The sequence below is a fragment of the Streptomyces endocoffeicus genome (assembly GCF_016741935.1).
Lineage (GTDB): Bacteria > Actinomycetota > Actinomycetes > Streptomycetales > Streptomycetaceae > Streptomyces > Streptomyces endocoffeicus.
The window spans coordinates 67,352-92,357 of the sequence record NZ_JAERRG010000032.1 but is presented as its reverse complement, the minus strand read 5'-3'; the positions used below and the strand labels follow the sequence as shown (position 1 = coordinate 92,357).

The following is a 25,006-nucleotide window of genomic DNA, read 5'->3' as shown; positions in this document are numbered from 1 at the left end:
CCAAGAAAGTAGGACACGCATGAGCAGCGACCCGGTCACCGGCCGGTTCCGCATCGGAGTGATTGGCGCGGGCGGTGTCGGCGCCGCCCACGTACGGGCAGCCGCGAACGCGGGGGCCTACCGGATAGCCGCGATCTGCGACACGCGCCGTTCCGCCGCCCGTGCCCTGGCGCCCGCCGGTGTGCCCGTCTTCACCGACTACCGCGACATGTTCGCGGCCGGTGGGCTCGACGCGGTCATCGTCGCGGCCCCGCACGCCCTGCACGCCTCGATGGTCACCGACGCCGCGGCAGCCGGACTGCACGTTCTGGTGGAGAAGCCGATGGCGACGACCGTCGAGGACTGCACCCGGATGATCGACGCCTGCGACCGGGCGGGCACGCTGCTCGCCGTCGCCCATGTCGTCCACTTCGACCCGCAGGCCCAGGAAGCGCGGCGGCTCGTCGCCTCCGGGGAATTCGGCCGGCCCGTGCTGGTCACCCACCGGCGCTCGGCGCACTACGATCCCGGTTCGCGGCCCTCCTGGTTCTTCGACCGGGAGCTGGCCGGCGGCGGCATCGTCCTCAACGTCGGCACCCACGGCCTGGACCGCATCCAGTGGTTCACCGGCTCCCCGGTGCGGCGGGTCAGCGGCGTGGTCCGCGGCCGGGACGGTGTCGAGGTGGAGACCGACGCCCTCGCCCTGGTGGAGCTGGCCGACGGCACCAGCGCAAGCCTCACCCTGACCAGCCGCGGCGCCCCGTACTTCGACGAGACCGAGGTCGTCATGGAGCGGGCGACGCTGCGCGTCTCCGCCACCGAGGGCCTGTTCCTGCTGCGCGACGGCGAGTCCGTCCGGCTGCTCGACGCCGACTCCGGCCGCCAGCAGCCCGCGCTGCGGGCTCAGTTGGACGGCTTCGTCGCCGCCGCCCGCTGCGAACCCGGCGCACGGTACGTGGACGCCGTCTACGGCCGGTCGGTGGTGGCCGCCGCGCTCGCCGTGTACCGCTCAGCGGCGGAGGGCGGCCCGGTCGCTCTGCTCGACGACGGAGTGCCGGCGTGAACCGGCGCGCGTTCAGCACCCTCGGCTGCCCCGGATCGGGCCTCGACGAGGTGGTCCGCCTGGCCCGGACCGGCCCCTGTGACGGTGTCGAACTGCGCTGCGCGGCCGGCCAGCCGACCTACCCCGGCATGCCGGAAACCGAAGCCGACGCGGTCGCCGCCCACCTGACCGCGGCGGGCCTGGACATCGTCTGCCTGGCGTCGTATGTGCAGGTCGCCGCCGACCGCGCGGACGTGGTGGAGGACCTGGCCGGGCACCTGCGCCTGGCCGCCAGGCTTGGCGCCCCCTCCGTGCGGGTCTTCGGCGGCGGCGCCGACCAGCCGGAAGGGCGGCGCGACCGGGCGGTCCGCCGTCTGTCCCAGGCCGCCCCGCTGGCGGCGCGGCTGGGCGTGGACGTACTCCTGGAGACCCACGACGAGTTCCTCACCGGCGAGCGGGTCGCCGACGTCATCGAGGCCGTCGGCTCCCCTGCGGTGGGCTCGGTCTGGGACGCGGTCAACCCCTGGCGCGCCGGGGAGAGTCCGGACCGTACCGCCGCCGTGCTCGGCCCCTGGATCCGGCACGTCCAGTTGAAGGACGTCGCCACGCCCACCGACCTGCGCCCGGTCCTGCCCGGCCACGGCGACGTCCCGCTGGCCGCCGTCGTCGAGCAGCTGCACCGGCTCGGCTACCAAGGCTGGATCAGCCTGGAGTGGGAGCGTGCCTGGTACCCCGAAGCCGCCGGTCTCGATCAAGCGCTGACCGCCTTCCACCAGGTGCTCGACACACTCGCCCCGCCACCCACCGGCCCCGCCCCTTCCGGCCGTCCTGCCCACCTCTGAAAGTCCTCCGAAAGTCCCCTGAAGTCCCCGAACAGGAGCGCCCATGTCCTCCCTGGCCTCCCCCTCCCCCTCCCTCTCCGCGCCCAAGGCGGCCGAGGCGGCCGTCATGACGAGCCGTCCGCTGAGCAGACGCGGTGTCCTGGCCGCCGGGCTCGGGACCGCGTTGGCCTGCGCCGGCGTGACGTCCTGCGGCAACGCCTCAGCCGGCCAGAGCGATCCGGACGGGCCCCTGACCTTCTGGTCGTCGCTGCGCGGCACCGACACCCTGGTCGCCAAGTGGAATGCCACCCACCCCGATGACCCCGTCGACTTCTCCCCCATGACCTCGGGTCTCGCGGGTGGCAACGCCAAGCTCTCGAACGCCGCCCGAGCCGGGAACGCCCCGGACATCGTCACCATCGTCGACGCCGACTTGCCCTCCTTCGCCATCGACGGCGTATGCGCCGACGTCACCGACCTGGTCACCCCGCGGCTGCGCACGCAACTCGGCCCGCAGGCGTGGACCAACGGCAAGCTGGACGGCCGGGTGTACGGCATCCCGCTGGACCTGGGCCCCATGCTGCTCGCCTACCGCACCGACATCCTCGATGCGCACCACATCGACGTGCCCACCACCTGGGAGGAGTTCCACGAGGCGGCGCGCAGGCTCAAGAGGAAGTCCGGTGTCCATCTGACCACCTTCCATCCCAACGCCTACAACGTGCTGGCCGGGCACGCCATGCAGAGCGGCGGACAGTGGTTCGCCATCGAAGGCGACAGCTGGGCACTGGACTTCCTCGACGAGCCCACCCGCCGGGTCGCGGACTACTGGCAGGGGCTGATCGATGAGGATCTGCTGTTCGTCGCCCCCGGCAGCAGTCAGGAGTGGCTGTCCGCACTCGCCCGCGGCCGCGTGGCGGCCCACCTGGTCGGGCCGTGGGGCCTGGCGGCCCTGGCCTCCTCGGTGCCCGGCACCTCCGGCCGCTGGCGCGTGGCCCCGCTGCCCCAGTGGGACTCGGGCAAACCAGTCCTGGGCACCGACGGTGTCTCCCTGCACGCCATCACCGCCGACAGCCGGCGCAAAGAGCGCGCGATGCGGTTCCTGGAATGGATGTCGACGACACGCGAGGCGATTACCGCCCGGCTCTCCAGCGGCCGTTCGAGCCTCTTCCCCGCCGCGAAGGATCAGGTCGAAGCCGCCTCACGCCAGTTCAAGACCGACTTCTACGGCGGCCAGGATCTCTACGGCCTGATGGCCGGCCAGGCCCGCCTGCTGCGCACAGGCTGGATCTGGGGCCCACGGATGCAGGCCACCGCGACGTCCTTGCACAACGGTCTGGCCCGGCTCCCGTACGGCACGACGATCATCGAGGCGCTGCGCACCGCGCAGGCCGAGACCCTGCCCGACTTGCGCAGCCTGGGCCTGAAGGTGAGGCAGGCATGAGTACGTCCACCGTCCCCGGCAAGCCCCGTACCGCGGGCGCGCCGAGTGCGCCGAGCGTTCCGAGCACCCGCGTAACGCGCTCGCGCCGTCCGCAGCGTCAGGCGGTGGGCGCCCTCCTCGGGCCCTTCACCCTGCTGCTGTTCGCCGTGTTCCTGGTCCCGGTACTGTACGCGGTCAAACTGAGCTTCTTCTCCGAGTCCCACACGGGCCTCGGCTTCGGCAACGCCCATACCGCCTTCGTGGGGCTGCGCAACTACACGTCCGTGCTGTCCGATCCCAGTTTCGTGCGCGGCGTCGGCGTCACCCTCCTGTACGCGCTGGTGTTCATCCCCCTGGTCCTGGCCGGTGCGCTCGCCCTCGCCCTGCTGTTCGACTCAGGTCTGGTGCACGCCCGCCGGCTCAGCCAGACCGCGCTGTTCGTGCCGCACGCCGTGCCCGGCATCATCGCCACCGTCATCTGGCTGTACCTCTATACACCCGGCATCTCACCCGTCCTCGGCCTGCTGAACAACGCTGATATCTCGGTGAACTTCCTCGGCCTGCGCATGCTGATCCCCTCCCTCGTGAATATCGCGCTGTGGAGCGGACTCGGCTACACCGCCGTCATCTTCTTCGCCGCGCTTCGGGCCATCCCCCGCGAACTCATCGAGGCCGCCCAGGTCGACGGCGCGGGCCCGGTGCGCACGGCGCTGACGATCAAAGTGCCGATGATCCGCGGCACGCTGTCCACCGTGGCGATCTTCACCACGATCGCAGCACTCCAGCTGTTCACCGAGCCCATGCTGCTGAGCCGGGCCAGCCCGCTGGTCGGCCCCCGCTACACCCCGAACATGTACATCTTCGACGCCGCCTTCACCCGCAACAACTACGGCTTGGCATCCGCCGCCTCAGTCCTGCTGCTGCTCGTGTGCTGCGTCCTGTCCTACGTGGTCACGCGCGGAACGGCGGGCACCGCCCGGCGCGTCCCCGACCCCAGGAAGGCCCGATCGTGAGTGCCACCGCCACCTCCGGCTCCGCCACCCGGCCGTACGGCCGTATCGTCGCGAACGTCTTGGTGGGCATCAGCGTGCTCTACGCGCTGCTGCCCCTGCTGTGGCTGCTGCTCGCCTCCACGGTGGACGCGCGGGCGCTGTTCGCCTCCGACTTCTTCGACCTCTCCCACTTCGCGCTCGTGGACAACTTCCGCGACCTGCTCGCCCACGACGGCGGCGCGTACCTGACCTGGTACGGCAACAGCCTGCTCTACGCCGTGGGCGGTGCCGCGGTCGGCGCACTCGTGTCCACCGCCGCCGGGTACGTCTTCGACAAGTTCGAGTTCACCGGCAAGGGTGCCCTGTTCGCCCTCATCCTGATATCGGTGATGGTGCCAGCCACGGTGCTCGCCCTGCCGCTGTACCTGCTCGCCTCCGACCTGGGGCTCGCGAACACGGTGTGGTCGGTCCTGATCCCGGTCCTGTTCAACCCCTTCGGCGTGTACCTGGCGCGGATGTTCTCCGCCTCCTACGTGCCTGACGAAGTCCTGGAGGCCGCCCGGGTCGACGGCGCGAACGAGTTGCGCAGCTTCCTGTTCGTGGGACTGCGGATGCTCGCCCCCGGCTACGTGACGATCTTCCTGTTCCAACTGACGGCGATCTGGAACAACTTCTTCCTGCCCTTGGTGATGCTCAACGACGCGTCGCTGTATCCGCTCAGCCTCGGTCTGTACAGCTGGAACTCCACCGCGCCGATCAACCCGGACTACTACCCGCTGATGGTCATCGGTTCACTGCTGGCGCTGTTGCCGCTGGTCGTGGCGTTCCTGCTGCTGCAGCGCTACTGGCGCTCGGGCCTCACAGCGGGCAGCGTGAAGTGACGTAACACTCGTTTCCCACCTCTGACCAGCTGTTCGGGGACATTCCCGAGCCAAGGTCCCGGTAAGACACTCTGGGCTGATTGATGTGCGGGCCGCGCTTTCGACAGCGATGTCGCGGGCACGGTCGTCGCACGTCATGGCCACGTACATGTCGCTCGGGTCCGTGCCGCGACCTTGCCAGGCGTCGTCATGCCGCCTGTCCTGCGTCGTTTACAGCGAGACCTTGCGTTCATCGGCCTTGAGACCGCGGAGTGTCCACAGTCCGTACAGAGCCAGCAGCGGTTTGACTACCGTCCACTCGCCGGTACGGTAGTCATCCGCGCGCACGAGCCTCTCTGCAAGATCGGGACGCTGCCGCCGCAAGTACGCACGGGCCTTGAGTGCATGAGCCGGCTGGGAGGCGATCTTGATGCGGTCCACGTCCTCAAGCAGCGGGATCACGTTCGTGATGTTCTCCCACGTCGTCGCGCTTTGGTCTTCGAGGAGCACCGTGCCCTCGAACTCGAGCACGGACTTCGCGTAGTCAGCCATTAGCTGGGCCTCCGCGGTGCCGCCGCCAGCCGCACCGCCGCTGAAGATCACGCGGGTCCCATGCGCACCGTCAGCGGAGATGGAGCGAATTCCAGTACGGACTCGCCATCGGTTGATCAAGTTCGCCGTCGCTTGGGGGTTCCGGTACCCCAACACCACCACGGCCTCGGAAGCGCCCCCGCCGTTCCCCACGAGAACTCGAGACCAGCGCCAGTTCAACCACTCGCCCCAAGCCAGGGCCGCAACCCCGGCTATCGCCAACCCTGCCCTTCGCCGCATGCGGCGACTCTAGGGCACCTAGGTGCCGGGCCGCCCGATTTTCGAGCCTCCTCGCGGATCTGGCGCCAGCCTTCCTGCAACTGCTCCGGCGAAGCCGCGCTGGTTGCCTGCCACTCCTGTGCGAAGCGGGCGATCCTCGCGTACACCCGGCTCGAACGGGCCTTTGGCTGCGTGAATGTCGGGTCGTCCTCGTACACCGGGCTCACCGTGGCCCCGCCGCCAATGGATAGGGGCGGATACGGCCGCTGAGCCGGTTTCGGGCTCTCGGTCCCCCTGGTACTGGCTGTGGTGGGCGAGTGGGCAGCGCGTTGTCGATGACGGGGCCGTCGTCACCAGCGCCGAGGGTCGGCCGGGTTCGACATGGCCCTGCACCTGGTGGCCCGGTTCGACCGGGCCGAGGCGGCCGAGGCGGCCGAGGCAACCGGATCCGGTATCCAGTACGAGGCCCGGAACCCGCGTGCGCCTCGGGAGCCTGACGCGAACTCACTTCCGCTTCAGCGCTCGGCGGTCTCGGAGAGCCGGGCGTGGTCGTGCTCCGGGCTCTCGCCGTTCGCGAGGGGCTGGGCCGCGTAGGTGATGCGGATGACGCCGTCGGCATGCCGCTCGGTGCCGGCGCGGACGCCGAAGACGTCGGCGAGGAGGTCCGGAGTGAGCACCTCAAGGACCGGTCCCGCCGCCGCCACGGCTCCGTCGTGCAGGACGACGAGATGGTCGCAGAGGCGGGCGGCGAGGTCGAGGTCGTGCAGGACGGCGAGGGTGGTGACGCCGGTGGCCCGGATCAGGTCCAGGAGTTCGAACCGGGCCCGTATGTCGAGGTGGTTGGTGAGTTCGTCCAGAACCAGGAGTTGTGGACTCTGCGCCAGCGCCCTTGCCAGTAGGACGCGTTGTCGTTCGCCGCCGGACAGGGAGGCGTAGTCGCGGTCGGCGAAGGGCCGTACGCCGCAGCTGTCGATGGCGTCGGAGACGGCCTCGCGGTCCTCGGCACCGTCACGGCCGAGCAGCCCGTGATGCGGGCCGCGGCCGAGGGCCACGATCTCGGTGACGGTCAGGCCGGTGGTGTTGCCGCCGGCGTCCTGGAGAACGGCGGCCGTACGACGCGCAGCGGCGCGGGGGGACAGCTCCCATACGTTGTCCTCGCCCACCCTGACCGCCCCGTCCACGGGACGGAGCGAGCGGTAGACGGCACGCAGCAGGGTGGACTTGCCGCTGCCGTTGGGGCCGACGAGGCCGACGATGTCGCCTTTACGGGCCTCCAGGCTCACGTCGCGGAGAATCGGGTTGTGGTCCAGGGTGACGTGGAGCCGGTCGACGGTGAGTTTCATGGTGTCAGTCCAGGCCCTTGTTGCGGCGCAGCAGCCACAGGAAGAAGGGAGCTCCGAGCAGAGCGGTGATGATGCCCAGGGGGATTTCGTTGGGGCGGTTGAGGGTGCGGGAGAGCAGGTCGACGAGGACCAGGTAGACGGCTCCCAGCAGGGCGGTCAGGGGGAGCAGCCGGCGGTGGTCGGCGCCGGTGGTCAGGCGCACCAGATGCGGGATCATCAGGCCGACGAAGCCGATGCTGCCGGCGACGGCGATGACGGTTCCGGTCAGCAGTGCGGCGAGCACCAGGAGCACGGCGCGCAGCCGGTTGACGTCGACGCCGAGCGCGGTGGCGGACTCGTCACCGGCCAGCAGGGCATTGAGCCGCCGGCCGAAGAGACTGAGGAGCGTAGTGGTGACGAGCACCACCGCGGTGACCGTGGGGAGTTGGCCCCACTGCGCGCCGGAGACGCTGCCCAGCATCCAGAACATGACCGTCCGCAACTCGGTCGGTGTCGCCTGGAGTTGCACATAGCTCGTGGCCGAGAGGAAGACGTAGCCGACGGCGACGCCGGCCAGCACCAGCCGGGTGGGCGCCAGGCGTCCCCGGCGTTGTCCGAGGGCGAAGACCAGCGCGCCGGCGGCGACCGCGCCGAGGAACGCGGCCGCCGACACCCCGAGCCCGGCCAGCGCCGCGCCGCCGCCCAGGGTGATGACCAGCACCGCGCCGAGCGTGGCACCGTAGGAGAAACCCAGCACGATGGGGTCGGCCAGCGGGTTGGACACCACGGTTTGCAGCACGGCGCCCGACACGGCCAGGCCCGCGCCGACCAGGGCCGCAAGGACAACCCGCGGGGTGCGGAAGTTCCAGACGATCTGGTCCAGCGCGGGGTCGGAGTGCGCCGCCCCCGCGCCGGTCACATGGTGGAGGACGATCCCCCACACGTCGCCCAGCGGGACGTTGACCGCCCCGATACTGATGCCCACGATCATCGTGACGATCAGCGCGACGGGCAGGAGCGTGAACGCCAGCGGAGTCCTGAGCCGGGTCAGAACGCTTCGGGGTGCAGCAGCTTGGCGATCTTCTCCACCGCCAGATCGTTGCTGGGACCCAGGTACATCGAGTCGGACAGGACGACGTACGCGTTGTTCTTGGCGGCTGACCACTGGGGGAACTCCTTGAGCAGCTTCTTGGCGTAGGCAGCCGGGTTGGGGTCGTTGTAGCTGATGACGACGAGGGCGTCGACGTCGGTGGCGGCCACCTTCTCCTTGCTCAGATCGGCGAAGAGGGCCTTGGAAGCGCTCTCGAAGGCGTTGGAGCCGCCGGCCTTGGCGAGGATGTCGTTAGCGATTCCCTTGCTGAAGACCGAGCTGAAGTCGTTGCTGCCCATGGCCATGTTGGAGAAGAGCACCATGACCTTCGGCTTCTTCTCCCCCTTGACCTTTTCGGAGACCGCCGCGATGTTCTTTTCGGACTCGGCGATCAGCTTCTCGGCCCTGTCACTGACGTTGAAGATCTTTCCCATGTCGCGCAGCAGCGTGTAGCTGTCGGCGACGGTCATCTTGGAGGGGTCGTCGTCGCAGCCCTGCGGGGAGACGTAGCTGTTGGCTCCTACCTGCTTCAGCTGCTCACGGGTGGCGAAGCCGTTCTTCTGGTCGAAGCCGTATGTGGTGACGGACAGGACGAGATCGGGGCGCAGGCCGAGCATCGCCTCGCGGGGGATGTCATAGGCGTCGTTGAGCTTGATGTCACCGGTGGGCAGGTCCTTGATGGCCGCGGCCCGGTCCGCCACCTCGGACATTCCGTAGGTCTGCTCGTTGGCGACGATCTTGTCCTGGAGGCCGAGGGCGAGAAGCGTGGAGACCTCGGCGACCGAGGCGCCGTTCATGACGACGACCCGGCTGGGGGCCTTCTTGAACGTCGCCTTCTCACCGCAGTTGTCGAGGGTGACCGGGTAGCCGGATTTCGAGACGGCGGCCTCGGTGGTGCTGTCCCTCGCCTTGTCCTCGGACGAGGAGCCACATGCCGCCGTGAGCAGGCAGAGGGCTGCGGTCAGGGTGACAGCGGCCGACCGTTTCATCGGCATGTGGGCTCCTTGTGTACGGGCTGTGCTCATGGGCTGAAGAGTTCTGATGCAGTAGTCGCGGCGAAGTGGTCGTGAGTTCCCGGGGAGTCGTGGGCTATTCGGCGAAGGCCGGGGCCGGGGCCGGGCCGGCGGGGCGAGGGAAGCACGCCCTCGGTACACAGTGGTCCGGGCAGCGGAAGAGCGGCTCGCGGTCGACCGGGGCACGTGATGCCACAGCCCCCAGCCCGGTGCGGACGTGGCCGCCCTGGACAAGTCCCGCGGCCCGCGCGACGTGCGCGAGGCGTCGCTGCCCCGGTGCGGGTCCACGCAGGTCAGGGTGCGGCCCTCACAGACCAACGCTGCGGTGTCGGACCGACGATCGGCGTGGAAGGGGCTGCCGCCGCCCACGCGGCCCGCATCCCGTCATACAGTTTGTGCTCGTCGTGGACGGCGCCCCGGCAGGAGACGGGCCGAGTGCGCGGATCGTGACGCCGGTGACGCCGGTGACGCCGGGGCTGAAGCCCTGATCATGGCTTTCTGGTTCCTTATTTCTCCGTCACGACGGTCGTGGAAGCCTCGGGTGACCAGGGGTACTCGAGTACGTGGGACACCTTCTGGGCGATGTCGACGCCTTCGAGGCGGTCGATGAGGTGAAGCGCCATGTCGATCCCGGCGGCTACGCCCGCGCTGGTCACGATCTGCCCGGTGTCAACCCACCGGGGGCCGGTCCGGACGTCGACGTCAGGATGCCGAGACACGAAGCCGTCGATCTCGCTCCAATGGGAGGTCGCGGGGAGCCCCGCGAGGAGCCCGGCCGCCGCGAACACCAGAGAGCCGTTGCACACGGACGCCAAAAGCGTGCCGTCGGCCGCGAACGACCGCAGCCTTGACAGGTGCGTTTGGTCCTCCCGGAGAATCTCGACGCCGGCGCCACCAGGATGAATGAGCAGGTCCGGCCTCGGCTCATCGTCAATGGCGCCATCGGGCGTGAACGTCAGCCCCAGGCCACAGCGCACAGATCGTCCGTCGATGCTCGCGGTGCGGACGACCACGTCGCGTTCGGTCAGCTCCTGCCAGAACCGGAGCGTTTCCCACGGCCCGACCGCGTCCAACTCCTCGACAGCCTCGAACAACAGCACCGTGATCCGATACGGAATCGCGTCGTTCATCATCCTCGGTGTCCCTCCCGGCAGAGCAATCGACCTCGTTCCACGAGAATGTGGAACGTCTTCACTATTCAGGGCCCCCACAACGCCGGGAAGCGGCAGAAGAGCCCAGTCACGATAGATTTCTGCCATGACTGTGCCGATGGCATCCGAGCAGTTCGTCCGGCGGCATCGCATCGCCGTACTCGCGCTCGACCGGGTGCTGCCGATGGAATTGGGCATACCGTTCCACATCTTCGACCAGCCGGGATTGCCCTACGACCTGATGCTCTGCGGCCGCACCGCGGGCCCCGTCGAGACATACAACGGCTGGCCCCTCATCGCCACGCATGGTCTCAACACGGTCAGCGCGGTGGACACGGTGATCGTGCCGGCCTTCCGCGACTACCTCGACGGTGCGCCGGACGACGTGGTGGCCGCACTGGCCCAGGCACACCGACACGGCACCCGCATCGCCTCGATCTGCACCGGAGCGTTCGCGCTCGCCTCCGCGGGGCTGCTCGACGGGAGGCGCGCGACGACGCACTGGCGCCACACGGATGACCTCGCCCGTCTCCATCCCAAGGTTGAGGTCGACCCCGACGCGCTCTACGTCGACGCCGGAGACGTCATCACCTCCGCAGGCGTCGCCAGCGGCATCGACCTCTGCCTGCACCTCCTGCGCCGCGACCACGGGGCGGCCGTCGCGAACGCCGTAGCGCGCGAGATCGTCGCCGCACCACATCGGGACGGCGGGCAGGCGCAGTTCATCGCACGACCGCCGGTCCCACCGAACAGGACAGGCTTCGGCGCGACCCTGGAATGGGCACTGAACCGCCTGGACCAGCCACTGACGGTAGCCGACCTGGCCGCACACGCCCGATTCTCCCCCCGAACCTTCGCACGTGCCTTCGCGGCCGAGACCGGCACCACCCCGATCAAATGGCTCAACGCGGCACGCATCGACCGGGCACGCGAACTCCTCGAAACCACCGACGCCGGCGTCGACCACATCACACAGCTCTGCGGGCTCGGAACCCCGGCGAACTTCCGGCAGCACTTCCGCCGCGCCACCGGGATCACCCCAAGTGAATACCGCCGAATGTTCGCCGTCACCTGACCTATTGATCCGAAACTGTGGGTGTTCTGGATCGTTGATCCCCGCCTGAGTGAACTGATGGGAGACGCACGGCAGTTGCCTCCGTCGACATGTGGCGCCGGGTGCCGGGTGCCCGCACCTCGCATGCCATGTTCCGCGGGCCGCCGTACGATCCGGCCCCGCGGGTTCACACCAGCAGGACGAACATCCGTCCACCCGCCGTGGTCGTAGCGGTGGCTTGACGTCCGCGTCCGGCAACGGACTCCCCGGGTGCGGTGGAGGGGCGACCTCTCGCCGTCCGCCGCACCCGGCCCCTCCGCTTGGCCGGGTGGGCGCATGTGCCCCGGCCGCTGCCCGGTCGGACTTTCCGCTCTCCGCCGGGCCGGGCCAGAGACCGCTCACAGCTGAGATGTCGGCTGACGCACCCGGACGGTTCCCGGCCGGGGCGGTTTTTCTCCTTGTGTGACAGAGCTTCCGTACGGTGAGCGGCCAACCGCCCCGGACCCGTAAAGGTGAGCGAACCCCGGCCGTTTCCGCCAAGCCTGCACAGGGGAGTGCCGAAGATGCCGCTGACCGATACCGCCTCGCCGCCTCGACCGGCGCCCGACGGAGCGGAGCCGCGCGTAGCCCGGACGCGGCGCGCGCTGCCGCCTCCCGCCCTGACCGGGTTTCTCGTCCTCCTGGCGGTGTTGATGGCCGCCTCCTACACGGTGGGGCGGGCGGCCGGTCCGGTGGCGCCCGGAATCCATCGGAGTGTGCCGCAGGACGGCCGGGCCGGAGGCATGGACACGCACGGCATGGGGCCGCAGGACCCCAGCGCTTGGGAGGGGGCGCGATGAGCGAGCGGCCGGACACCGCGTCCGATCGGACCGCCCCGTCCGGCGTGTCCGCGCGCACCACCGACCTGCTGATCGGCGGGATGACGTGCGCCGCCTGCGTGGCCCGGGTGGAGAAGAAACTGGCCCGCGTCGAAGGCGTGAGCGCCACCGTGAACCTGGCCACCGGCACGGCGCGAGTCTCCCATCCGGCCACCGTGGCCCCGGCGGAGCTGATCGCCACCGTCGAACGGGCGGGTTACACCGCCGAGCTCCCCGCGCCTCCCGCCGCCGGAGAAGACGACAGCCGATCGCCCCGGGACGGTGTTGACGACGGGCCCGGCCGCGATGAGGTCGTCGACATCGAACGGCTCGTCGTCACGGCGGTGCTGGCGCTGCCCGTGATCGTCATCTCGATGGTTCCCGCCTGGCAGTTCGACCGATGGCAGTTTGCCTGCTTCTCCCTCGCCACGCCGGTCGCGACCTGGGGTGCGTGGCCCTTCCATCGGCGGGCGTTGCGCGGTCTGCGGCATGCCACGGCCACCATGGACACCCTGGTATCCCTCGGCGTCCTCGCGTCGTTCGCCTGGTCGGCGTACGCCCTGCTCTGGGGCGGCGCGGGGGTGACGGGGATGCGCATGCCGTTCAGCCTGCTGCCCTCGGCCGACGACGGTGCGCCTCATATCTATCTGGAGGCGGCGGTCGCCGTGCCGCTGTTCGTCCTGGTCGGGCGGCATCTGGAGTCGCGTGCCCGGCACCGGAGCGGTTCGGCGCTGCGGGCACTCTCCGAACTCGGCGCGCATGACGTGGAGTTGAGGGAGCTGGACGGCAGCCGCCGCGTCCCGGTGGCCGAACTCACCATGGGGCAGGAGTTCGTGGTGCGCCCCGGTGAGAAGGTCGCCACGGACGGTGTGGTGGTCGAGGGCGGCTCGGCGCTGGATCTCTCCCTGGTCACCGGCGAGAGCGTGCCCGTGGAGGTGGCGCCCGGCACGGCCGTGGTCGGCGGCGCCGTCAACTCCGGCGGGCTGCTCGTCGTGCGCGCCACCGCGGTCGGCGCCGATACGCAACTGGCTCGTATCACCCGCCTGGTGGTCGAGGCGCAGGCGGGCAAGGCCAGGATCCAGCGGCTGGCCGACGCGGTGGCGGGGGTGTTCGTGCCGGTGATCGTGGCGATCGCCGGCACGGTGCTGAGCTTCTGGCTCGGCGCGGGCGCGGCGGGAGAGACTGCCGTCACCGCGGCCGTGGCCGTGCTCGTGGTGGCCTGCCCGTGTGCGCTGGGGCTGGCCACACCGACCGCGTTCCTGGTGGCCAGCGGACGCGGGGCGCAACTCGGCGTCCTCGTCCGCGGCCCGGAGGCGCTGGAGCGGCTGCGCCGCGTGGACACCGTGGTCTTCGACAAGACCGGCACACTCACCACGGGGCGCATGACGCTGGCCGACACCATCGTGGCGGAGGGCGGTCCGGGAGCGAGGGAGGTGCTCCGGCTGGCCGCGGCCGTGGAGCAGGGCTCCGAGCACCCCATCGGCCTGGCAGTGGTGGCGGCGGCCCGCCGCGAGGAGGACCGCGTCACGCGGCTGCCGGAGGTGACGGACTTCCGGGCTGTTGCCGGTGAGGGCGTGTCCGGACGTGTGGAGGGCCGTGAGGTGCGGGTACGCCGCCCCCAGCCGTCGGAGCCGTTGCCGGAGCCGTTGCGCCGGGCGCGCGAGGCCGCCGAACGCGCCGCGCACACCGCCGTGATCGTGGAGATCGACGACCGCCTCACGGGGCTGCTCGCCGTCGGGGACAGCCTGCGGCCCACCAGTCGCGAGGCGGTGAGCGAAGTGCGCGCGCTGGGCATCGAACCGGTGCTGTTGACCGGTGACGGCGCCGCCCCCGCCCATGCGATGGCGGAACAGGCGGGCATCGACACGGTCCACGCCGGAGTGACCCCGGAGGAGAAGGAACGGGTCGTCACCGCACTGCGCGAGCAGGGCCGATGCGTCGCGGTGATCGGCGACGGGGTAAACGACGCCGCCGCGCTGGCCTCCGCCGATCTGGGGATGGCAATGGGCGGTGGCACCGACGCCGCGATCGGCGCGGCCGACATCACCCTCGTACGGGAGGACATGCTGGCCGTCATCGACGCCATCCGGCTCACCCGGCGCACGCTGAGCACCATCCGCGCCAACCTCGTCTGGGCCTTCGGCTACAACGTGGTCACCGTTCCCCTGGCCGCGACCGGCTGGCTCAATCCCATGGTCGCGGCCGCGGCCATGTCCGCGAGTTCGGTCCTGGTCGTCACCAACAGTCTGCGGCTGCGGACCTACACCCCCGGCCGGTGGCATACCGGCACCCCGCCCACTCCCCTACCCTCCTACGGCCCCGCGGCCACCGAGCACGGCCGTACGGGAAGGAAGTCCGATGTCCTCAGCGACCGATGACCGCACCACGCCGCGACGCCGCCTGAGGGAGACGATGACCCGGGGAGTACGGGCGGCGCTGGTGCCGGTGGGCGGCTGCGCACTGGCGTTGGCCCTGCTCACGGGCTACACGGCGACCGGGGCAGCGGGAGAGCCCACACCGAGGATCCGGGTCGGTGGCGGCCGTATCATCCAGTCCAGCGGGCAGACGGCCGCCGCCTACTTCGAGATTCGCAACGTCGGGGACACGGACGACACCCTGATCTTCGCCGACTCCCCGGAACTGGGAGTCTCCATGCTGCGCGCGCCCGACCGGAAACGGCCGGGTACCGTCCGGCGGCCGAAAGCAGTGACCGTACGCGCGCACAGCACACTGCGGATGTCCCGGGAAGGCATCCACATCGCCCTCCTCGACCCGCCGATGATGAAGCCGGGCGAGAGGGTGTCCTTCAACCTGTGGTTCTCCGTACGCGGCCGGGTCGGGGCGGAGGCGATGCGATCGAATCTCACCGATCGTTGAGAGCGCGGCCTGCCCGCCATCGACGAGGGCCCCTCCAGGGGGTCGGTTTTCCGGCGCTTCCAGCTCCCCGCGACGCCGGGATTCTCGCTTTCCCTCAAGAGGGTTTCGCGCCATCGAAAGGCCGGGCACGACCGGGGCAACGGCTGTATTCGTCCACACCTTTTCGGACACCGAGGTGGTGCACTGTGCGCGAAATCGCGCCCCAGCCCCTGGCCACTCCTCGATCGTCTTCGACAACGTCCGCCACCACCTCTACGACGTCATCCACTGGATGGACTTCACGCACGCGCTGTCGGGCACGGTCGCTCTGCTGCGCGACCACGCCGTCTTCGCCGGACTCTCGACCGGCGCCACGTACCTGGCCGCCACACACGAGGCACGCCGCCATCCGGACCGGCTCCATCTGGTGATCGGCGCCGACACCGGCAATCGCTACGTCGAACACGTCCACGCCCGGCACACGCAAGCCCTGGAGCCATCGGCACCTGGTGCGCGCCGCCGATTCGCTCGGTGAGCGGCTGCGGACCTGCACGGTCTGATCAGTTCCACCGACACCTGGACGCTCGTCGGCGCCGATCTGGCCGCGCGGTTCGGTCTGCCCGCCATCGACCCGGCGGTACTGCGGCTGACGAGGGACAAGGTCGGCGTACGCAACCGGCTGTACGAGGCGGGGCTGACACGGGCAGCAGCTGTCGAGGTGGTCACCGATGGGACGGCCGACGACTTGGAACCGCGCGAACTCGTGCCGCGGGACATGGGCCTGCCCGCCGTCCTCAAGGACTCGGCGGGCACCGGCAGCCAGAACGTCTGGCTGGTCAGGGACAAGCAGGAGCTGGACCGCGCGCTGGACGAGGCGGCGTCGCGTCGGCTGACGGGCCGGTTGTTCGCCGAGCCGTACTTCTCCGGCCCGGTCTACAGCGCCGAGACCCTCACTTGGGCGGGGCACACGCGGCTGCTGGGCGTCTCCAGTCGGCTGATGTCACCCGAACCGCGCTTCCGCGAGGAGGTCACCGCGTTCCCCGTGGTTTTCCCGGCGGTACGGCGGGCGGCGCTGGAGCGGTGGCTGGGCAGCGTGCTCGCGGCCATCGAGCCCGGCCGACAACGCGCGCGTGCTGCACACCATGCACGCGGCCCTCGCTCCGGGCGGCACCCTGGTCCTCGACGTGGCCGGCAAGGTGGTGCCGCCCAAGGTCGTCCGGCGCGGCGATGACCTTCTGGTGCAGACCGACACCGTGCTGGACGACTGGGCGAGGCTGCGCAGGGACTGGGCAAGGCTGCGCAGGGACTGGGTGCTGGTCCGGGGCGACCGGGTGGATCGGGCCGGCCTGGTGTGGTTCGTCTACAGCGCCGTGGAGCTGCGCGTGATGGTGGAGGAGGCGGGGTTCGGGCGTATCGAGGTCTTGGGCGGTTTCGACGGCCGCCCGTACGACCCCAGGACGCCGAAAGACTGGTGGTGCGAGCCGTCCGAGAGGTGTGACACCGCTCTGGGCGCACGGCTTTCAGCCGTGCGCCCTTTCGCGCGTCGACCACACCTACGTAATATCAGCCGGTCATCACCGCGACGGGAGACAGGAAGCCGGTGCGATTCCGGCACGGTCCCGCCACTGTGACCGGGGAGTGCAACCCTTCGACACGCCACTGCGCGCCGCGCGGGAAGGCCGGGGGAACGTCGATCCGGGAGTCAGGACACTGGCCTGTCGCGGGCCCGTTCCGAGGAGCGCGGACTCCCCAGGAGGCTCTACGTGTACGACGGCATACCCCGTCCTGTTTCCTCTCCCCCGGCGTTTTCCCGCCACCGCGCGCTGCGCGTCACGGCCACCGCCATCGTGCTGTCCGCGACCCTGCTGACCGGCTGTGCCGGAGATCAGGACTCCGCGAACAAGCCGAGAAGCGCGGCGTCATCATTCAAGGGTTTCCCGGTCACCATCGACAACTGCGGGACCCGCACGACGTACGAGAAGCCGCCCGAGCGAGCGGTCACCATTCACCAGCACCCCGCCGAACTCATGCTGGCCCTCGGCCTGAAGGACCGCATGGTGGGCACCGCCTTCCCCGACTCGGCCGTTCTGCCGCGCTACCGAAACGATTTCAGAGCCATCCCCGAGCTGGCGAAGAAGGAACCGTCCTTCGAGACCGTCCTCAACGCCGAGCCGGACTTCGTCTACGGCGGCTACGGCAGCGCGTTCGCCGAGAAGGAGGGCCGTTCCCGCAAGGCATTCGCGGACGCCGGGATCGACACATACCTGAACCGCGAGTACTGCGGCAAGAAGCGGATCTCGATGAAGGACACCTACGCCGAGATCCGCGCCATCGGCACGATCTTCGGAGTGCGGGAGCGGGCCGACAAGCTCGTCGGCGACCTCCAGCAGCGCGTCGAGCGGACCACCCGAGCGGTGCGGGGCGCACCGGCCGTGCCGGTGTTCGTGTACGACAGCGGAGACAAGGCGGCGTTCACCGCGGGTGGCAAGGGTCTGGGCACCGAGATCATCCGGCTGGCCGGCGGACGGAACGTGTTCGACGACCTCGACGAGGTCTTCGGTGACGTGTCGTGGGAGCAGGTTGTGGCCCGTAAACCCGAGGTCATCGCGATCTACGACTACGCGGGTGCCGGGAGCGTCGAGCGGAAGAAGCGGTTCCTGCTCTCACAGCCCGCACTCGCCGACGTCCCCGCCGTGAAGCACAAGCGGTTTGCCGTGCTTCCGCTGACCGCGACGGTCGTCGGCGTCCGTCCGCCGTACGCGGCCCAGGACCTGGCGCGCGCACTGCACCCCGAGAAGTTCCGGTGACGGACACCGTAGGGGGCGTTTCGACGACTGGTCCCGGCCCGAGGCCCAAGAGCGATGAGGGAGGCTCGCGCCGAGCGTCCCTCGCCGTGGTCCTGGCGGTGCTCGGCATCCTGCTTCTGGTCTCCGCCACGGCGGGCATGGCCATCGGTTCGGTCCATGTGCCGCCCGACGAGGTGTGGGGCATCGTGACGCACGCGCTGGGCGCCGACTGGTCGGAGCCGGTCCGGTCGCGGGCGCGCGAGACGATCGTGCTGAAGGTGCGGGCTCCGCGGGTGGTGCTCGGGGCCGTGACGGGTGCGGGGCTGGCGGTGGTGGGCACCGCCATGCAGGCGCTGGTGCGCAATCCGCTCGCGGAGCCGTATCTGCTGGGGGTGTCCTCCGGGGCCTCCCTCGGCGCCGTCGTCGTGGTCGTCTTCGGGGTGAGCCTGTTCGGGCCCGTGTCGCTGTCGGTCGCCGCGTTCGCCGGTGCGCTGGTCACGCTGCTGCTCGTGTACACCACGGCTCGTGCCGGCGGTCGTATCACCTCGTCGCGGCTGGTGTTGTCTGGAGTGGCGGTGGCATCGGTCCTCACCGCGGTGATGGATCTGCTGCTGCTCACCACCGACCGGGGCAACCAGGCACGGGAGGTCCTCGCCTGGACGCTCGGCGGCCTCGGTGGCGTGCAGTGGGACACGCTGTGGCTGCCGGGCGCGGCCCTGCTGCTCGGAACCGTCGTCCTGGTGGTCCAGGCCCGATCGCTCAACCTGCTTCTGGCGGGCGAGGAGGCCGCCACCACGATGGGGCTGGACGTGGCCCGGTTCCGTGCCCGGATGTTCGTCCTGCTGTCCCTGGTCACCGGGGTTCTGGTGGCGGCGGCCGGGCCGATCGGCTTCGTCGGCCTGATCCTCCCTCATATCGTGCGGCTGTTCGTGGGCGGCGACCACCGCCGCGTACTGCCGACCGCCGCGCTGGCCGGAGCAGTGTTCCTCATCTGGGCCGACATCGCCGCCCGCACGATCGCCGCCCCGATGGAGATCCCCGTCGGGGTCCTGACGGCCCTGTGCGGAGGACCGTTCTTCCTGTGGCTGATGCGCCGGGAGGCCCGGCGCGACGCCGACCGAGGAGTGGGATGAACGCGACCGAACTCACCGTCGAGAGCCTTACGCTCACCGCCGGCGCACACCACCTCGTGCGGGACGTCTCCCTGACCGCCCGGCCCGGGGAGGTCATCGGCCTCGTCGGCCCCAACGGCAGCGGCAAGTCCAGTCTTCTGCGCGCCGTATACCGCGTGCTACGCCCCGACACCGGGCAGGTGCGCGTGGACGGGGCGGACGCCTGGTCGCTGCCGGTGCGACGACTGGCCCGCACCCTGGCCGCCGTGGTCCAGGAGTCCGGCGCCGACATCGACCTGACCGTTCGCGAGGTCGTCGCGATGGGCCGTACCCCGCACAAGCGCCTGCTCGACGGCGACACCGAAGAGGACGCCCGGCTCATCGACGCGGCCCTGGACGCGGTCGACGCCACCGGCCTGTCCGACCGCTCCTTCGACCGACTCTCCGGAGGCGAACGCCAGCGCGTGCTCATCGCGCGCGCCCTGGCCCAGCAACCCTCCCTGCTGGTCCTCGACGAACCCACCAACCACCTGGACATCCGCCACCAGTTGGAGGTGCTCGGCATTCTGCGACGACTGCCCGCCACCGTTCTGGTGGCCCTGCACGACCTCAACCTCGCCGCGTACTACTGCGACCGCCTCTACGTCCTGCACGACGGCGAGCTCATCGTCTCGGGGCCACCCGCCGAGGTGCTCACCCCGCGTCTGCTCGCCGAGGTGTACGGCGTGGCGGCCGAGGTCGTCATCCACCCGCGCACGGGAGCCCCCCAGGTGACCTTCCTCCCGGGGAAACCGACCGGGGTGGCGATGGCCGCGCCCGATCAGTCCTGCACCTGAGCGTGCGGGGCCGTATCGGGCGGCGCCACCGGACGGGTACGGCCGCCGTCATGACCGGAAAGCACCACGGCCAGGAGCCCGACCACCACGGCGGCCGCCGCCAGCCGCCCCGCCGCGCGCACGGTCCATCCCGGCGGCGTCGGCCCGCCGGGCCGACGCGGCGGGCCCAGGCGCTCGCCCCGGCGGGCGGGCCGCATCAGGCGCAGCAGGAGCAGTACGGCGACGGGCAGTTGCAGCAGCCACAGCACGGTCCGCGGCCACTCGCCGTACCAGACACTCACCGACCGGTGTCATTGGTGGCACAAGTGTGGTGGGGGGGGACGGTGGTTGACGAGACGCCATCCGGTCAGCCCTCGGCGTTCGGATGGCTCGAGTTCACACGGCCGCGCGGCGCCCGAAAACCGCCCGGGTCCTTTCGACCAGGAGCCGCACCGCAGCGCGGGCGGCCTCGAGGGCGCGGCGTGCGCGGGAAGCGGAAGGGCTCCCGCGGACAGGTTGCCCGCGGGAGCCCTTCGCTGTCCGCCCGCGGGTGAAAGGTGAGAAGACGATCACAAGCAGGACTTCCGTGGACTACGCCGTCACGGCGCCAGCAGCAGACTGTTGCCGCGCTCCTTGGCGGCGGCGTAGCGCTTGACCACGTCCTGCCAGTTGACGACCTTCCACATGGCCTCGATGAAGTCCACCTTCTGGTTCTTGTACTGCAGGTAGCAGGCGTGCTCCCAGGCGTCGAAGACCAGGATCGGGGTCGAGCCCTGACCGATGTTGCCCTGGTGGTCGTAGACCTGCTCCACGACCAGCCGGCCGCTCATCGGCTCGTACGCCAGCACACCCCAGCCGGACCCCTGCGTCGTGGCCGATGCCTTGGTCATCTGCGCCTTGAAGCCCGCGAACGACCCGAACGATTCGGCGATCGCGTCCGCGAGCTCGCCCACGCCATCCTTCTCCAGCGGCTCGCCGCCGCCGTCACCGGTCATGTTGTGCCAGTAGATGCTGTGCAGGATGTGCCCGGAGAGGTGGAATGCAAGGTTCTTCTCCAGGCCGTTGATCGACCCCCACGAGTCCTTGTCCCGCGCCTCCAGCACGTATTTCAGCGAGATCAGGACGAAGGGCGCCGCCGCCTTCAACACCAGCTCCACGCTGCCCGTCTCCGATTTCCTCCAGCAGCGGGTGCGCGGCGGAGCGGCCCGCAACCAGACGCAGTACGCCTCGGAGAAGTTCGACGCGCTGCTGGAGCGCGCCCGCACCACCCGCGACGAGCGGGACCGGACGAGCCGACGAGCGGCCTGGACCCGGCGCTCGCACGCGCCCTGGGCCGTACGGTGCGGGCGCTCGCGGACGACGGCGCGGGCGTGCTGCTGCTCACCCACGACCTCCAGCTGGTACGGGAGACGGCCGACCGGGTCATCGTGCTGGAACACGGCCGGGCCGTGGACAACGGGCCGACAGTAGACGTCCTCGGCACCGGTGGCCCCGTACCCGGCGACCGTCCCACCACCACCGGGCTTCCGGCCGTCCGCCACCGAGCCACCCGGGAACTCCTCGCCGCGGAACGCCGCCCCAGCACGAGCGAAGAGGCGGGCCCGACCGCGGCAGGCCCTGCGCCGGAGGGTCGCGAGGGGGTCGCCGCCACGGGGATCATCGTGCGCCGCCGGTCCGGCGATCCCCTGGCCGGACCGGTGTCGATGGCGTTCCCGCCCGGCACCATGATCGCGCTGCTCGGCCCCTCCGGCTCAGGCAAGACGACCTTCGCCCGTGCACTGGCCGGGCTGACCACGCCGTCCCGCGGCGAGGTACGGCTCGACGGCCGTCCCCTCCCCCGTCGCATCGATCGGCGCACGCCCACCCAGCGCCGCGCCATTCAGTACGTGCACCAGAACAGCGCAGGCTCCTTCGAAGAGCACCGTCCAGTCCTCGGACAACTCGCGGACACCGCACGCCTGCTGCGCGCCCTGCCCGCCGAAGAGGCGACAACAGAGGCCATCAAGGCCGCCGATGCGCTGGGACTCGACCAGGCGCTGCTGCACCGGACCCCGGACCGGCTCTCCGGCGGTCAGCTCCAGCGCTGCGCGCTGATACGGGCGCTGACGGCACGTCCGTCCCTGCTCGTCTGCGACGAAGTGACGTCGGCGCTGGACACCGTCTCCCGGCAACGGGTCCTCGACGCACTGCCCCGCCTCCTCGCCCCTGCACGGACCGCCCTGCTGTTCATCAGCCACGACCTGCCCGCGGTCCGTGCCCTGACCGAGGAGGCCGCGCTGTTCGACGGCGGCCGCTGCGTGCGGCGCGGGCCCGTCGACGAAGTCCTGCCCGTCGCATGGTCCGGCGCGCCCGGCTCCGGCGGCGACGGCGTTGGCCTCGACACGTCCGCTCTGTCCGAAAGGGAGGGTTACGGGCACCAGGTCTCCGGTCCGCCAGCAGGCCGTGGCCGGGACGATCACATCGCTGGTGAACGATGACTCGACGAGAGCACCGTCGTCGAGAGCGGCGGCTGTCACACCATCCTCGCCTCCCCATCACGACGGCCCCCTCCGACTGGCAGAGTTGGCAGAGTTGGCAGACCAGTTGGGACCGCCGGCAGGAGTGGTATATGCCCGACCGGGAAGAGCGCTTCCGGGTCATGATCGACACGGTCGAGGCCGTAACGGACCCCACCCCCCGCGTCCTCGACCTCGCCTGCGGTACGGGCAGCATCACCGACCGCCTGTTGCGGCGGCTCCCCGGCGCCCACAGCACCTGTGTGGACATCGACCCGGCCCTGCTGACCATCGCCCGCGGCCATTTCGCCGGGGATGAGCGCGTCACCTTCGCCGAGGCCGACGTCACCCGGCCCACGTGGACCGAGCACCTGCCCCACGCGTCCTACGACGCCGGGGCGACGGCCCAGCGCTTCGCCCTGCTGGGCGATCCACGGCAGCCCAAGCCGGACGGCGGCGCCCGGCGGGACCGGCCCACCGCGACCCGCTGGCACCTCGAGACCCTGCGGGGCCAGGGATTCAGCGAAGCGCGGCAGGTGTGGTGCTCCGCGAGCGACGCACTGGTGGCCGCGCTGCGCTGAGCGATCAAGGCCGCCACACGACGCGGGCCGACGGCCTTGAGGCTGAACCGTGTGCCCGCCTTTCACCGGCCCGGCCGGGTCACCACCGCGTCGTTGTACGGATCCTTGGGCGCGGGAACGCGCTTGACGGTCGTGGCGTCCAGGGCCGGGCTCGCGTCGTCCGTCCCGACCTTGCCGGTGGGGTGCCAGGTGCCGGTGACGGTGATCCAGGCATCGGCGGGCGGCGCCGAGGCCCCGTGCACCCGCACCTTGCGCACCGTCGCGTCGGCGGCGCAGCAGCTGATGGCCAGGCGGCTGACGTACCAGGTGCCGTGGCGGCCGGGGGTGACGAAGCCGGTGAGGCGGACGGTGTGCCCCCTGAGGGTGCCGTCGGTGTCCCAGACCGCCCGGGAACTGAAGTCGTTCAGCGACAACTCGACGATCCCGTTCCGCGGGAGGGCGGGGAAGAGGCTGTCTCCAGAGGTGGGGGGCTTCGCCTTCGCCTCGTCACGGGCGGCGGTGTACGAGCCGAGAGCGGGTGGCGCGAGGAACAGGATGGTCAGGGCCGGTACGTACAGCAGCCAGGCGATCCGCGGCCCCTGAGAGTGATCGTGTCCATGGCCTTGGTGGCCACCGCGACCGTGGTCGTGGTCCTCGTCCGGACGCGGGCGGTTGAACGGAAAGCCGTCACGGGCGGCGCTGACCGCGCCGAGCACGATCAGCAGCACCCCCGAGGCGATGAGCGCGGGCCGCAGGCCCGGACGCACATAGCGCAGATACAGATCGGTCAGCAGCGCGATGTGCAGCAGACCGACGCCGGTGAACAGGAGCAGCAGCACCTGGATGTTGCGTTTCACAGCAGCCACCACCCCACCAGTGCGCTGCATAGCACCGCCACGACCCAGGTGGCCGACGAGAAGCGCAGGGCGAAGGCGCGCCCGAAAGTGCCGGACTGCAGCGCGATCAGCTTCAGGTCGACCATCGGGCCGACCACCATGAAGGCGAGCCGGGCGCTGGGTGAGAACCCGGTGAGCGAGGCGGCGACGAACGCATCGGCCTCGGAGCACACCGCGAGGACCACCGCGAGCAGCCCCAGCATGGGCAGCGAGAGCCACGGCGAGTCGGAGAAGAGCCGCAGCACGGAGTGCGGCACCGCGACGTTGAACGTGGCCGCGGCCGCCGCGCCGACCACGAGGAACCCCCCGGCATGCAGGAAGTCATGCTGGAGCGAGACCCGGAACTCCTCGGCCCGGCTCGCGCCGGGGGTGTGCCCGGTGGGCCCCTCCGGGGCGCGCAGCCACTCCTCGCGGCCCAGACGGATCCACAGCCAGCCCATCGCCACGGAGGTCAGCAGCGAGGCGACGAGACGGGCCGTGACCATCCAGGGGTTGCCGGGAAAGGCCACGTACGTCGCCATCAGCACGATCGGGTTGATGGCGGGGGCCGACAGCAGGAAGGCCAGCGCCGCCGCCGGGGTCACCCCGCGCCGCATCAGACTGCCCGCCACCGGGACCGACGCGCATTCACATCCCGGCAGCACCGCTCCGGCCACTCCCGCGACGGGCACGGCGAGCGCCGGGTTGCGCGGAAGCATCCGAGCGAAGACCCACGCCGGTACGAAGGCGCTGATCGCGGCCGACACCAGAGTGCCGAGCAGCAGAAACGGCACGCCCTGGATGACGATCGCGGTGAACACCGTCCGCCACGCCGCCACCGCACGGTTGTCGAGCCCGGCGGAGATCTGGGGCCCCAGCACGATGGCGAGGACGCCGAGTACCGCCACGGGGAGCCCCGCGATCAGCGCATGGGAGGTGACACGTACGGCCGCGCGCAGGCCACCGCCCCCGTCGGGGTATGTGGCAGACGGCTCCCGGTCCTGGGCAGGGCTCTCGGGCAGCGGTGGCGCCACGTCGACATCCCTGTCCATTGCCCCTCCCCTCATAGGACTCTTCGTCATGGCGACATCCG

The 25,006-nt window shown here is 70.6% G+C and carries 22 protein-coding genes, 3 pseudogenes and 1 riboswitch; of the genes and pseudogenes, 16 read left to right on the top strand and 9 right to left on the bottom strand.

Annotated elements, in window-relative coordinates; genetic code table 11:
* The 5 genes from JK364_RS45410 to JK364_RS45390 form a co-directional block, all read left to right on the top strand.
* A partial coding sequence (locus tag JK364_RS45410; protein ID WP_372462073.1) for a Gfo/Idh/MocA family protein occupies window positions 1-1,042 on the top strand: 1,042 nt, incomplete at its 5' end.
* A complete protein-coding gene (locus JK364_RS45405; protein ID WP_201857295.1) occupies window positions 1,039-1,863 on the top strand; it encodes a sugar phosphate isomerase/epimerase family protein in 825 nt (274 codons plus the stop codon). The genes JK364_RS45410 and JK364_RS45405, both read left to right, overlap by 4 nt.
* A gap of 43 nt (window positions 1,864-1,906) precedes the next feature.
* Window positions 1,907-3,286 carry an ABC transporter substrate-binding protein gene (locus tag JK364_RS45400; protein ID WP_230993499.1) on the top strand — a complete coding sequence of 460 codons (1,380 nt, stop codon included), beginning with the start codon at window positions 1,907-1,909 and terminating at the stop codon, window positions 3,284-3,286.
* Window positions 3,283-4,278 (top strand): carbohydrate ABC transporter permease, encoded by a 996-nt coding sequence (locus tag JK364_RS45395; RefSeq protein ID WP_201857294.1) that lies wholly within the window; start codon window positions 3,283-3,285, stop codon window positions 4,276-4,278. Before JK364_RS45400 ends, JK364_RS45395 begins: the two co-directional genes overlap by 4 nt.
* Window positions 4,272-5,138: a carbohydrate ABC transporter permease gene (locus JK364_RS45390; RefSeq protein WP_372462074.1), complete on the top strand. Its 867-nt coding sequence runs from the start codon at window positions 4,272-4,274 to the stop codon at window positions 5,136-5,138. The genes JK364_RS45395 and JK364_RS45390 overlap by 7 nt, the downstream gene beginning before the upstream one ends.
* A 210-nt stretch (window positions 5,139-5,348) precedes the next feature.
* On the opposite strand, the gene JK364_RS45385 is transcribed toward JK364_RS45390, so the two are convergent.
* From JK364_RS45385 to JK364_RS45365, 5 genes are all read right to left on the bottom strand, one after another.
* Window positions 5,349-5,948: a YdcF family protein gene (locus JK364_RS45385; protein ID WP_201857293.1), complete on the bottom strand. Its 600-nt coding sequence runs from the start codon at window positions 5,946-5,948 to the stop codon at window positions 5,349-5,351.
* 494 nt (window positions 5,949-6,442) lie between these two features.
* Window positions 6,443-7,270 (bottom strand): ABC transporter ATP-binding protein, encoded by an 828-nt coding sequence (locus JK364_RS45380; RefSeq protein ID WP_201857292.1) that lies wholly within the window; start codon window positions 7,268-7,270, stop codon window positions 6,443-6,445.
* A gap of 4 nt (window positions 7,271-7,274) precedes the next feature.
* Window positions 7,275-8,240: a FecCD family ABC transporter permease gene (locus JK364_RS45375; RefSeq protein ID WP_201857291.1), complete on the bottom strand. Its 966-nt coding sequence runs from the start codon at window positions 8,238-8,240 to the stop codon at window positions 7,275-7,277.
* 56 nt (window positions 8,241-8,296) lie between these two features.
* Window positions 8,297-9,334 (bottom strand): ABC transporter substrate-binding protein, encoded by a 1,038-nt coding sequence (locus tag JK364_RS45370; RefSeq protein WP_201857290.1) that lies wholly within the window; start codon window positions 9,332-9,334, stop codon window positions 8,297-8,299.
* A 524-nt stretch (window positions 9,335-9,858) separates the two neighbouring features.
* Window positions 9,859-10,485, bottom strand: coding sequence for a DJ-1/PfpI family protein (locus JK364_RS45365; protein ID WP_230993498.1), 627 nt, complete (start codon window positions 10,483-10,485; stop codon window positions 9,859-9,861).
* A 124-nt stretch (window positions 10,486-10,609) separates the two neighbouring features.
* Between JK364_RS45365 and JK364_RS45360 the strand changes: the two genes are divergently transcribed.
* From JK364_RS45360 to JK364_RS45320, 9 genes and pseudogenes are all read left to right on the top strand, one after another.
* On the top strand, window positions 10,610-11,578 hold the full coding sequence (locus JK364_RS45360; RefSeq protein ID WP_230993497.1) for a GlxA family transcriptional regulator: 969 nt from the start codon (window positions 10,610-10,612) through the stop codon (window positions 11,576-11,578).
* Between the two features lie 542 nt (window positions 11,579-12,120).
* Window positions 12,121-12,396 (top strand): hypothetical protein, encoded by a 276-nt coding sequence (locus JK364_RS45355; protein WP_230993496.1) that lies wholly within the window; start codon window positions 12,121-12,123, stop codon window positions 12,394-12,396.
* A complete protein-coding gene (locus tag JK364_RS45350) occupies window positions 12,393-14,792 on the top strand; it encodes a heavy metal translocating P-type ATPase (protein WP_201857289.1) in 2,400 nt (799 codons plus the stop codon). The genes JK364_RS45355 and JK364_RS45350 overlap by 4 nt, the downstream gene beginning before the upstream one ends.
* Window positions 14,773-15,291, top strand: a complete 519-nt coding sequence (locus JK364_RS45345) for a copper chaperone PCu(A)C domain-containing protein (protein ID WP_230993495.1) — start codon at window positions 14,773-14,775, stop codon at window positions 15,289-15,291. Before JK364_RS45350 ends, JK364_RS45345 begins: the two co-directional genes overlap by 20 nt.
* A 217-nt stretch (window positions 15,292-15,508) precedes the next feature.
* A pseudogene (locus JK364_RS45340) lies at window positions 15,509-15,775 on the top strand (cysteine synthase family protein); the annotation flags it as partial.
* Window positions 15,776-15,988: 213 nt separating this feature from the next.
* Entirely contained in the window at window positions 15,989-16,501 is a 513-nt protein-coding gene (locus JK364_RS45335; RefSeq protein WP_230993494.1) for an ATP-grasp domain-containing protein, read from the top strand.
* Window positions 16,502-16,821: 320 nt separating this feature from the next.
* Window positions 16,822-17,003: riboswitch (cobalamin riboswitch) on the top strand.
* Between the two features lie 30 nt (window positions 17,004-17,033).
* The gene (locus JK364_RS45330; protein WP_201857288.1) at window positions 17,034-18,077 is read left to right on the top strand and encodes an ABC transporter substrate-binding protein; all 1,044 of its coding nucleotides are present in this window, start codon (window positions 17,034-17,036) and stop codon (window positions 18,075-18,077) included.
* On the top strand, window positions 18,074-19,189 hold the full coding sequence (locus JK364_RS45325; protein WP_201857287.1) for a FecCD family ABC transporter permease: 1,116 nt from the start codon (window positions 18,074-18,076) through the stop codon (window positions 19,187-19,189). The genes JK364_RS45330 and JK364_RS45325 overlap by 4 nt, the downstream gene beginning before the upstream one ends.
* Entirely contained in the window at window positions 19,186-20,004 is an 819-nt protein-coding gene (locus JK364_RS45320) for an ABC transporter ATP-binding protein (protein WP_201857286.1), read from the top strand. The genes JK364_RS45325 and JK364_RS45320 overlap by 4 nt, the downstream gene beginning before the upstream one ends.
* Here the strand turns inward: JK364_RS45320 and JK364_RS45315 are convergent.
* Both JK364_RS45315 and JK364_RS45310 read right to left on the bottom strand, forming a co-directional pair.
* Window positions 19,989-20,282 (bottom strand): annotated as a pseudogene (locus JK364_RS45315) (ferric reductase-like transmembrane domain-containing protein); the annotation flags it as partial. The gene JK364_RS45320 and the pseudogene JK364_RS45315 sit on opposite strands and share 16 nt — an antisense overlap.
* Window positions 20,283-20,582: 300 nt before the next feature.
* A pseudogene (locus JK364_RS45310) lies at window positions 20,583-21,086 on the bottom strand (superoxide dismutase); the annotation flags it as partial.
* Between the two features lie 267 nt (window positions 21,087-21,353).
* Here JK364_RS45310 and JK364_RS45305 point away from each other — a divergent pair.
* Together JK364_RS45305 and JK364_RS45300 are read left to right on the top strand one after the other, a co-directional pair.
* Window positions 21,354-22,460 (top strand): ATP-binding cassette domain-containing protein, encoded by a 1,107-nt coding sequence (locus JK364_RS45305; RefSeq protein ID WP_307841595.1) that lies wholly within the window; start codon window positions 21,354-21,356, stop codon window positions 22,458-22,460.
* Window positions 22,461-22,591: 131 nt separating this feature from the next.
* A complete protein-coding gene (locus JK364_RS45300) occupies window positions 22,592-23,059 on the top strand; it encodes a class I SAM-dependent methyltransferase (protein WP_230993493.1) in 468 nt (155 codons plus the stop codon).
* Window positions 23,060-23,121: 62 nt separating this feature from the next.
* Here JK364_RS45300 and JK364_RS45295 read toward each other — a convergent pair whose 3' ends face one another.
* Together JK364_RS45295 and JK364_RS45290 are read right to left on the bottom strand one after the other, a co-directional pair.
* Window positions 23,122-23,895, bottom strand: a complete 774-nt coding sequence (locus JK364_RS45295; protein WP_201857284.1) for a TIGR03943 family putative permease subunit — start codon at window positions 23,893-23,895, stop codon at window positions 23,122-23,124.
* Window positions 23,892-24,965, bottom strand: a complete 1,074-nt coding sequence (locus tag JK364_RS45290; RefSeq protein ID WP_201857283.1) for a permease — start codon at window positions 24,963-24,965, stop codon at window positions 23,892-23,894. The genes JK364_RS45295 and JK364_RS45290 overlap by 4 nt, the downstream gene beginning before the upstream one ends.
* Window positions 24,966-25,006 lie beyond the last annotated feature (41 nt).